This window comes from Nocardioides sp. (assembly GCF_050699375.1).
Taxonomy (GTDB): domain Bacteria; phylum Actinomycetota; class Actinomycetes; order Propionibacteriales; family Nocardioidaceae; genus Nocardioides.
Genome location: NZ_JBOHDN010000202.1, coordinates 1 through 4,604, shown reverse-complemented (window position 1 = coordinate 4,604; position 4,604 = coordinate 1). Strand labels below are relative to the sequence as shown.

Here is a 4,604-nt window from a genome sequence, read left to right as displayed (position 1 = left end):
AGTTCACCCCCGACCTGCTCCCGAGCGACGTCACCGGGGTCTCGGTGTTCAACCAGAACACCCGCGAGTTCGAGTTCCGCCCGGGCGGCATCTTCGCCAACATCGTGGTCGGCGACGAGATCAACCGCGCCTCCCCCAAGACCCAGTCGGCGCTGCTGGAGTGCATGGAGGAGCACCAGGTCACCGTCGACAACGTGACCTACCAGCTGGACTCACCGTTCATGGTGATCGCGACCCAGAACCCGATCGAGATGGAGGGGACGTACGCCCTCCCCGAGGCACAGCGCGACAGGTTCATGGCGCGCGTCTCGGTGGGATATCCCCCGGTCGGCTCCGAGATCGCGATGCTGACCAACCACAGCGCGAGCAACCCGCTCGACGACCTGGAGCCGGTGGCCGACGCCGCCGAGATCCGCAAGCTTGTCGGGGTCGTCAACCAGGTGTACGTCGCGGACGCGGTGCGCCGCTACACGGTGGGCCTGACGGCGGCGACCCGCGCCAACAACGAGCTCGCCCTCGGCGCCTCCCCTCGTGCCAGCCTTCATCTCCTACGAGCCGCCAAGGCACACGCGGCCATGAACGGGCGCGAGTTCGTGCTCCCCGATGACGTACGCAGGCTGACCGGTCCGGTCCTTGCCCACCGTCTGCTCCCCAGCGCCTCCGCGGCGATGCACGGCCGCTCGGTCGCCGACATCCTCGAGGCCGTCGTGTCCGCCGTGCCGGTCCCCCAGGCCTGACCCGGTTGTAAGAAAGGGATCCGATGCGTGAGGCGCTGTCGGGACTGACGATCCGGGGCCGCACCTTCCTGGCGGCCGGGATCACCGCCATCGTGTGCGGGATGCTGCTGGACCAGTCCTCGCTGTCCCGGATCGGGATCCTGCTGGTCGCCCTGCCGCTGGTCACCGCCGTGGTCGCCGCCTGGGGCCGCTACCGGCTCGCTCTCGTACGCCACATCGAGCCGCACCTGACCGAGGCCGGTCAGCCGGCCAAGGTCGAGCTGACCGTGGCCAACGAGGGCCGGATCCCCACCGGGACCCTGCTGCTGGAGGAGACGGTCCCCTACTCGTTGGGCGGACGCCCCCGCTTCGTGGTCGACCGGATCGGGTTCGGCTGGCGCCACAAGCTCGGTTACCAGATCCGCTCGGAGGTCCGGGGCCGGTTCGACATCGGCCCGATGCGCGTGACCGTGGCCGACCCGTTCGGTCTCGTGGAGCTCAACCGCGCCTTCCACTCGACGGTGCCGTTCACGGTCACGCCGCGGGTGATCCCGCTGCCCTCGACTCCTCTGACCGGCAACGCCACCTCGTCGGGCGACTCCCGGCCGCGGGCCTTCCTCGGCGGCAGCGCGGAGGACGTCACCGTGCGTGAGTACCGCCGCGGCGATGAGCTGCGCCGGGTGCACTGGCCGAGCTCCGCCCGCCTCGGCGAGCTGATGGTGCGCCGCGAAGAGCAGCCCTGGCAGGCACGGGCGACGGTCTTCCTCGACAACCGCCGCGCGGGCCACTGCGGCCAGGGCGCGGCCTCCTCCTTCGAGCAGGCCGTCATCGTCGCCGCCTCGGTCTCGGTGCATCTGGTCAGTGCCGGCTACTCGGTGCGGCTGGTGACCTCGGGCGGCGAGATCAACGCGGGTTGGCACGACCGCGAGGGCCAGGCCGACGCCGCCGCCCTGCTGGAGGCGCTCGCCGTGCTCGAGACCGTCCAGCACCACCGCATCGACGCCTCCTGGATGGGCGAGGCCGGCCAGGGCGGAGTCACCGTGGCGGTGCTCGGGGCCATCGACCAGGAGGACGTGAGCGTGCTTCGCCGCGTACGGCACCGCACCGGGGCCGCTCTCGCCTTCTCGCTCGCCGTCGACGATTGGAGCGCGGTGCCGCTGGCCCCCGAGCAGCGGCGGCCCAGCGGCGTACCTCTGCTTGTCCAGCACGGCTGGAAGGCGGTCGAGCTCGGCGTCGGCGACTCGATTGCGACGCGCTGGCGCCAGCTCGGCACTCGTGGCGCCGCGGCCTCGATGGAGGCCGCGCGATGATGACGTCCACCGACGTACGCGGCGCCGTGCCCACCATGGCGGTGCCGGTGACGTGCTTCGCGACCGTCCTGCTCGCGCTGTTGTCGTGGGGTTCGTTCACCGACGACCGCTTCCCCTATCTGGGGCCCGTCCTCGTCGCCGGCCTGCTCGTGGTCGGCACCGGCATCTCCGCTCGGCTGCTGCGCGTGCACGGCTCCGTCGTGGTGCTGCTTCAGCTGCTCCTCGGCACGATCGCGACCGGCCTGCTGGTCGTGCGGCACCCGTTCCCGGTCACCGGCGACGGCCGGGCACGGATCGTGGCGGAGATGACCGACGCGTACGCCGCGTTCACGCCCTTCGATCTGCCGATGTCCGGGTCAGGCGTCGCGCCCTACCTCGTTCCGGGCGGCGTGGCGGCGGTGCTCCTGGCCGACATCCTGGCCGTCTCGCTGCGGCGCCCACCGATGATGGGACTGGTGGTGCTCGGGATCTTCAGCGTGCCGTTCAGCATCATCGGCGCCGGGGGCTGGGGCGGGGTGTCGTGGCCCGTCTTCGCCGTCACCGCCGCCGCCTTCCTGGTCATGCTGCGTTTCGACCGCGCCCAGCAGCTGGGTCGCTGGGGCCGCCGGCTCGACGAGGACCTCCCCACGGCGCCGGCCGCCGGACCGGCGGTGATCGGAGTCGCCGCGGTCGCGATCGCCCTGCTCACTCCGGCCTGGCTGCCCAGCCCGAACGTCACCCTGCCCGGCTTCGGTCCGGGTGACGGGAACGGACCACTGCGGGTGATCAACCCGACCGTCGGGCTCTACGACGACCTGCGCCGGCAGACGGACGAGGTGATGGTGACGGTCACCCCGGTCTACGAGCAGCCCAAGACGCCGCCCTCCTACCTGCGGATCGGCGCGCTCACGAAGTTCACGGGCACCGAGTGGACCTCCGGCAACCGCGACGTCCCCTCCGACCAGACCGGCGTGGCCGCCTTCGACCCGCCGATGTCGGACGAAACCCTGCTCGGCGAGTCCACGACCTACCAGCTGAAGGCGAGCGAGAACTTCGAGTCGACCTGGCTCCCGGTCTTCACCCATCCGCTCGAGGTCGTCGCCCGGGGACCTTGGCGCTATGACGAGGACACGCTCGACTTCATGTCCACCAACGGCAGGGACGACACCGTCGCCGGGCAGTCCTGGCGGATGACCGCCGCTCCGGTCGAGCCTTCCCAGCAACGCCTGCTGGCCGCCGGCGAACCGGGTGTCGGCGCGCCACCGGGCATGACCGATCTCCCGCTGCTCCCCGACGAGATCCATGAGATCGCGATCGACAGGACGGCCGACCACACAGGTCCGTTCGCCAAGGCGGTCGCCCTGCAGAACTGGTTCCGTCACAGCGGCGAGTTCACCTACAGCCTGGAGCGTGATGTCGGCTCCGACAGCGAGGCGCTGCTGGAGTTCCTGACGACCAACAAGATCGGCTACTGCCAGCAGTACGCGGCGGCGATGGCCGTGCTCGCCCGCGAGCTCGACATCCCGGCCCGGGTCGCCTTCGGCTTCCTCGGCGGCGACCAGGACGAGTACGGCGCCTGGCAGTTCCGCGGCCGCGACCTGCACGCCTGGCCCGAGCTGTGGTTCGAGGACATCGGCTGGGTCCGCTTCGAGCCGACGCCGGCGGACGCCGACACCAGCGAGCCCGACTACACCGCGGGTGCGCTGGGCGCCCCTCCCGATGCACCGGAAGCACCGCTCCCGAGCGGCAACGCGAGCGCCGAGCCGCTGCCCAACCGGCCGCAGCGAGAGGCCCCGGAGACGCCCGAGGTCGCCGATCCCGGCGCCGAGGAGTCCAACGCCGGCGTCATCTGGACCGGTCTGGGGGTCCTCGCCCTGGTCGCCCTGATCGGGCTCGCCGCGCCTACGGTCATCCGTCGCCGGCGGCGTACGGCTCGTCTCGCCGGCGACGCGGAGACGGGCTGGACCGAGCTGGGCGACACCGCGATCGACCTGGGTCTGCCCTGGTCCGGGACGCGCTCCCCACGCGAGGCCGCTGCCACCTTGAACACCGAGATGCGTGGCCGGGAGCCGATGCTGGCGCTGCAGCGGATCGTGGCCGCGGTCGAGCGCGGCCGGTATGCGGAGCATCGCACCACCGAGGCCGTCGGGGACGACGTACGCCTCGTCTGTGCCGCGCTCAGGGAGCAGGCGGGCAAGGAGGCCCGTCGCCGGGCTGCGTTGTGGCCCAGGTCGGTCTTCCGCCGGCCCCCGGCGCAAGCCTCCGACGGACCGACGGCGCGGTCCGAGCGGGAGCTGATCTCCTCTTAGCCCAGATCCGCCTATCGCCGCCGTCGCGAGCGTCACCAGACGGGTGTGCTGGCAAGGCGCCGCCCGCGAAGGCATACCGGGCGTCTGTCGAGCGGCGGCAACGCCGCCAGCGCGCCCGTATGGTGGCGCGCAGCAGGCGGAGATCGGTGGATCTGGGCTGAGTTGTCGGTCAGACGTCGTTGTCGCGTCGGCGCTGCTTCCAGCGCTCGCTGGCCCGGTCGAGGAACGAGCTTCGCGGAACGTGCTCGCCCTCGTCCTCCTCGACCGATGCGGCGCCGCGCAGAGCGGTG

At 71.7% G+C, this 4,604-nt stretch carries 3 protein-coding genes; all 3 read left to right on the top strand.

Annotated elements, in window-relative coordinates:
- Window positions 1–737 (top strand): AAA family ATPase (locus ACRDPS_RS14980; RefSeq protein ID WP_431502445.1); only part of this gene is annotated, 737 nt, incomplete at its 5' end.
- A 23-nt stretch (window positions 738–760) separates the two neighbouring features.
- A complete protein-coding gene (locus ACRDPS_RS14975) occupies window positions 761–2,026 on the top strand; it encodes a DUF58 domain-containing protein (RefSeq protein ID WP_431502444.1) in 1,266 nt (421 codons plus the stop codon).
- Window positions 2,023–4,314: a transglutaminaseTgpA domain-containing protein gene (locus ACRDPS_RS14970; protein WP_431502443.1), complete on the top strand. Its 2,292-nt coding sequence runs from the start codon at window positions 2,023–2,025 to the stop codon at window positions 4,312–4,314. The genes ACRDPS_RS14975 and ACRDPS_RS14970 overlap by 4 nt, the downstream gene beginning before the upstream one ends.
- Window positions 4,315–4,604 lie beyond the last annotated feature (290 nt).

Bases quoted from the DNA above. Each gene is read 5' to 3' on its own strand.
- ACRDPS_RS14975 (WP_431502444.1), top strand. From the start codon at position 761: ATGCGTGAGGCGCTGTCGGGACTGACGATCCGGGGCCGCACCTTCCTG.
- ACRDPS_RS14970 (WP_431502443.1), top strand. From the start codon at position 2,023: ATGATGACGTCCACCGACGTACGCGGCGCCGTGCCCACCATGGCGGTG.